Source organism: Mesorhizobium sp. M4B.F.Ca.ET.017.02.2.1 (assembly GCF_003998955.1).
In the GTDB taxonomy this organism is placed as follows: Bacteria; Pseudomonadota; Alphaproteobacteria; order Rhizobiales; family Rhizobiaceae; genus Mesorhizobium; species Mesorhizobium abyssinicae.
On record NZ_RZOF01000399.1, the window covers coordinates 1 to 5,318 of the forward strand.

Annotated in this window: 4 protein-coding genes; 2 read left to right on the forward strand and 2 right to left on the reverse strand. The window is 58.5% G+C overall.

Translation table 11 applies throughout. The annotated features are described in order from the left end of the window. Positions 1–720 precede the first annotated feature (720 nt). Positions 721–801: a hypothetical protein gene (locus tag EN738_RS36835; protein ID WP_245501721.1), complete on the forward strand. Its 81-nt coding sequence runs from the start codon at positions 721–723 to the stop codon at positions 799–801. 654 nt (positions 802–1,455) lie between these two features. On the opposite strand, the gene EN738_RS30280 is transcribed toward EN738_RS36835, so the two are convergent. Both EN738_RS30280 and EN738_RS30285 read right to left on the reverse strand, forming a co-directional pair. Next, positions 1,456–2,460: an ATP-grasp domain-containing protein gene (locus EN738_RS30280; RefSeq protein WP_127241858.1), complete on the reverse strand. Its 1,005-nt coding sequence runs from the start codon at positions 2,458–2,460 to the stop codon at positions 1,456–1,458. Between the two features lie 539 nt (positions 2,461–2,999). Then, positions 3,000–3,863 carry a hypothetical protein gene (locus EN738_RS30285; protein WP_127241859.1) on the reverse strand — a complete coding sequence of 288 codons (864 nt, stop codon included), beginning with the start codon at positions 3,861–3,863 and terminating at the stop codon, positions 3,000–3,002. A gap of 886 nt (positions 3,864–4,749) precedes the next feature. Here EN738_RS30285 and EN738_RS30295 point away from each other — a divergent pair. Beyond that, positions 4,750–5,318, forward strand: a 569-nt coding sequence (locus EN738_RS30295; protein WP_127286829.1) for an ATP-grasp domain-containing protein, incomplete at its 3' end; no start/stop codon positions are given.

Genomic DNA, 5,318 nt, shown 5'->3' on the forward strand with positions numbered 1-5,318 from the left:
ATATGAGCAACGAGATTGTACGCCGTGTCGCCGCAGGCAGTGCACTTCCTGGGTAGCTGCTAACGAACTCGGCGAGTTCAGATATGGCCCGCACTGAGATACTCCAATATATCCGCTTGTTTCGCGACAGGGCTTCGGCTGTTTTGCCCACCGCGGGAGGCGTGCTTTGCTAACGCCAGTCCGGCTTCGACAGGTCGGTTCGGCCGAGTGTACCATCTCCCATGCAATCCGCGTGCCACCTAAAACGTTGTGTACGAGAAGGGGCAACTGCATGTGCTTCGCACGTCAGCGGAATACTTGTACCCTGGTGTGCCGGTTTCCGAACAATTCGGAGGCACAAACTCCTCACGCTCGCTGATGGGGTGGACGGCGCCCGCAACTGCATCATTCTCGTGAGAGGCGTGCCAAGATGGCTGCTGTCGAGCACTCATCTGAAGGAGCACCGGCTCCGCGCTTTTGCCTGTCGTGCGTCGGCTGAACGAACTCGATCATGAGATCGGACAAAGCGATCAGGCCATTCTGGCTCTCGCCAGAGCCGATGGGACCGCGCGCCGTCTGATGAGCGTTCCTGGCATCGGTCCGTCACCGCCTCTGCGCTTGCCGCAAGTATCCAGGATATCTCCGCCTTCTCGGGCCCGAGTGTGTTCGCGGCCTTCCTCGGGCTAATGCCCCGGCAAAGTTCATCAGGCGGCAAGGAGCGGCCTGGGGCGAGTTTCCAAGATGGGAAACCGGTATCTGCGCAAGCTGCTCGTTGTCTGCGCTCACGCGGTCCTCTTCCATCGCAAACGTTGCAGCGATTAGAGACCAAGCCGTTCAAGCTTGTCGCCGTGGCGACCGCCAACAAGCTCGCCCGCTCGCCTTCGCGCTCATGCGTAATGACGCACGCTATGCCGCCACGCCGGCGTAACGGAAAAACGGCTGAGGCCGCGGTCCAGAATCGAGGGTGACAATGACCGTGATGGGAACAGACGAGGACATATCCCGAAGCCTGCAACGTAGTCGGAGCTTCGAGCTCGTTCTCTTGATCAGGCCAATGGATCAGCGGACACCATCAGGGCCAGCGGTCACAGTACTGCAACAACAGGCCGGAGACATGACCGCACCCGCGAACGTCCCATTGCCGAAAACAAACCCTTGATCGGCGGGCGCCGTCCAGACATGACTATGTTGTATTGCTCGGCGGATCGCCTCTGCCACTGTTGTGGCGCAGGCGACGACGCCGAACATAGTGTGGGGTCCGATTTGAGCATGTGGCGACCTGCGCCGGCTTGTATATGTCGCCTTCGCCATCGGCGCCTGTGCCCGTGCAGTGGGCGGGCGGTCAGTCGGACCGCCCGTGCCGGTTTGGTCCCCAAGTCCACTGGTCCTTCATGCCGGCCGTACCAGTTGGCACGATCCCGAGTGTAGCTGCTCAATGGCAGACGCGGCAGTATCCAGGTGGAAAATCGACGTGCGTCAGCTTTGGGGAATACCGACTCCGAAATACCGCGTGTAGGCAACATCGAGCATGCGATTGATTAAGCTTGAGAAGCTATATCCGGCGGCCCTCGCGACCAGGGGATAAAAGCTGTTCGTCCCGAGCGCCGGCATGGAGTTGATCTCCAGGACAAACGGCCGGCCGGAACGGTCGATCCGGAGGTCAACGCGGGCGTAGTCCCGGCATTGGCAGGCACGAAAGGCCGCAACCGAAATATCCCGCAGGGCCGTCGCAAGCTTACTATCGATCCGCGCCGGGCAGATAGCCTGCGGCGCCGCGACTGCCATGTGCTGCTTGTCTTCCCAACTCACAATTCGCGATTCGCGGTCGCCGAAGTCCTGCTCCACTAGAGGCAACACCTCCGGTTCTTTGTTTCCGAGTAGCGCGACGTATATTTCCCGCCCGTCGATGTATTCTTCCACGAGGGCATCCTGTGCATATTGCGTGACGATCACTTCCACGGCTTGCCGCAACTGTGCAGGTTCATGTACGAGCTGCAATCCGCAGCTGAGGGATTCGTGTCGCGGCTTCACTACCACTGGGTATCGCAGGTCGCCAGTACTCTCGGTGCCGCGTCGCATCACGCGGAAGTTCGGAGTTGGGACACCGCGATCGCGAATGAGCCTTTTGGTAATAACCTTGTCAAGCGCCAGCCCATGCCCGAGCGGGCTCGATCCAGTGTACGGGACGCCGGCCATCTCGAGCATGGCTGGAACGTGGGTGAGACGAGAATCGCCTTGGATTCCAGCGGCCATGTTGAAGACCATTCCGGAGGGCCGGGCTTGCGGATCGGGTGGCATGAACCGCTCGAGCGTAGCGAGCAGCCCTTTGTCCCCTTCGCACAGCAGCGTCTCGTGGCCTCTCCCTTGCAGCGCCCCCACGATGTTTTCGAGCATCTTGCGACCGTATTCTTCCTGACAAGGGTTACCGAACCGGTTGATCACGCCCGTATGATCATGATTCCACACGACTGCTACTCGCATAATCCACTCCTTTGATGGTTGCCCGCTATACGTCGCTCGGATTCTCCGATCGAGGTGAACAGCTTGCCGGGACCCTGTGTCTCAACCGTCTCCCTGCAATCGGCGTGCCACGAAGAGGTTGTGCTGACTAGACTGGAACGCATGTGGTTAGCGTAGCAGCGGCGGAATACTTACCTCAGCGTGTCGGCTTGCGAACATGGACGTCTTCAACCCGACGTGAGTGGACCCGACAATTTGAATTCTGAATGATCAGCTTCGCCTCTCACGCCAAGTCGGACTGCTGCGCGACAATGCAACTCGCTATTGCGAGTTAGTAACGATGCTGTCCGTATCGGAGCATGGCGTAGATGTTGGCTACAGCTACCAAACGCGGCAGACTCATGCCCCCGTGTACGGCGTGTCTTGTGTCGAATCAGCGCCCTGCACATGTCGAGAGCCATTGGGTCGATGCGCCGCTCGCTCCCGTCTCGTCGACTTGTCTGCGCACACGGATCAGCTTCGCCCGCCACCGTAGCTCAAGACCAGGCATGCCCTAACGTTCAACATGGATCACCCGAATGGGCGCGCAGGTCAGCTTCGCCCGGCGGCGCGGAGATGTAGCAGGACGCGTAAATATAGCCGGTCGTGCGCTCTAGGTGATCTTCCATACCGAGTTTTCTCATACCCTTCAGGATTGCCCGCCGTTCCGCCCGTGTGGAGAAGCGGCGCTGGCGCTGTCTGAACTGGGCTGCCAGTTTGGTTTCCAACCCGAAGCCCTCAAGAGCCGTGGCGATCTTATCGTAACTGAAGGGGTGCATTGCGAAGGCGACGACCCACGGGCGTGAGGTCGCCGAGGCGTCATAGACGCGTGCAAAGGTTCGCTCGGTGGCGTAGCCCACACAGCCTGTGCTGATGATGATGTCTGATTCGACGAGGGCGCAGCGTTCCTTAACGCTCAAATCGCGGGATTCCAAATCTGCCGGGATGCCAGACTCCAGCAGGCCCATGCTCTGCGCATATTTAACAGCCCGGAATGAGGGGTCCACGCCGATGAACTGGATGTCATCGCGGAGACCACGATCTCGAAAGAAAGCGCGATGCTCGATCTCCTGTCGGCCCGAGAGCGATCCTCCGGATTTCAGGTAGGCAGCATACAGATCATCGAGATCGAGGTCCGTGCGAAGTAGCGCAGCGTTTATGCCATAGGAACAACCGACGTCCACGATTTTCAGCTTAGTCTTTTTTCGAACGCGTCGGTACTTGGCGAATATCCCTTCGAAGACCGGCTTAGCCCGATCTGAAATCACATAATCTAGGGCCAGATGCGCGCGAAAATAGGCATGCGGCCAAGTGCGGTTGTACGCTCCCGTAAAATCATGCTTGGTTCCCTGAATGCTGCCGCGCTTTGCATCTGCTGCCGCCATTGTCCACCTCACTGACCTCTGGCCTCGGGGTCGCAGCCAATGAATAAGATGGTTCTGCCTAAGGCGGACAGGAGCAGCGAGCGAACTCTAGCAGCCGTGGATTTGCCGATCCCCGCCTTCCCACGGAATGCGTTCTGGCACTGATCTGACATCTGTTTTCCTTCTTTCCTCGAGGGACGCGAGGTGTCCCACGGCATGAAGATCGGTCGGCAGCCCTGCCGCCTCGCGACAATTGAGCTTCAAAGGTCGTGCCAACTGCGCAAAAGGGCCACAGCAAAAAGATGTTTTGCCTAATGATCAAAGCTTTAAGTGAGAGTGCAGCTGATAGCCACGCAGCACTCCACCGTGACTGGTATGCGACAGACCCGACAATCACTGATGGATTTGCCGACCGAACCCATATGGATTCACGAACGGCGCGATCTGTGTACCGACGCGCGTCGATCTCGCCCAGCGGTTTAGCACCTAGCCGGTCAAATACCACAAACCTGCTGGTCGAAGAAGCAATCGAGGAGACTGTCCCCTTATTCCGGACGCCCAACCGGTAAAAAACACGTGAAGCACACATCACCAAGCGCTCTGTCAGCTCATGTGCTCTATTGCGATCCACCTGAAAATGGGGAGCGCCGATCCACGTGACGGAATTGGGGGTCCCGGTCGCGGTTCGAGCTCAGGCTCGAGGGCTTGGCGCCCTGCTATGCCGCGACACCACCGAGAAACCCACCAATTCAGTCGTGTAACAGGTCCTTCAAACAAATTTACAGAACCTTTGCGACTGCAGGTCGCTGACGCTGGTACTTAGTACGTGTCCGGGGTCGCACGGCTACAAAGCTGAAGCCTGTTTACGCTGAGACCGCCGCACAGCACGCAATGGAGGTCATCGCCAATGGAACAGAGAGCGCTCATCCTGATTGAAGGCCATCCAAGGGATACAGGCCTGCGGTACGTCCAAGCGGCTCAGCGTCTTGGTCTTCGTCCAATTACCCTGTCGGCCGACCCAACTCAATACGATTATCTTGCGGCCGAAAAGCTTGAGGCAATCCAAGTCGATTCAGGCAATCTTGATGCGCTGATCCGCGAATGTTCCCGGTTAAGCGTGAGGTATGACATTGCTGGCATTACGGGCTTTGCGGGCAGTGACGAGTCAGTCTCTGCGACAGTTGGCAAGCTCTGCCAGCATTTCGATCTGCCGGGGCCGGACCCCATATCCATTGAAAGATGCTGCGACAAGTACACTCAACGTCAGCTCCTCGCGGAGGCCGATGTTCCAATGCCTGCTTATCGCTTGGCAGCGAATGCGACGGAGGTTCAAAGCTTTGCAGCGGAGGTCGGGCTGCCGGTAGTTCTTAAGCCAGCCATCGGCAGCGGCAGCATCGGTGTCCGCTTGTGCCGCAATGTCGAAGAGGTGGCCGAACACACGAACCATCTGTTGGGCGGGGACCTCACGCAGTCTTC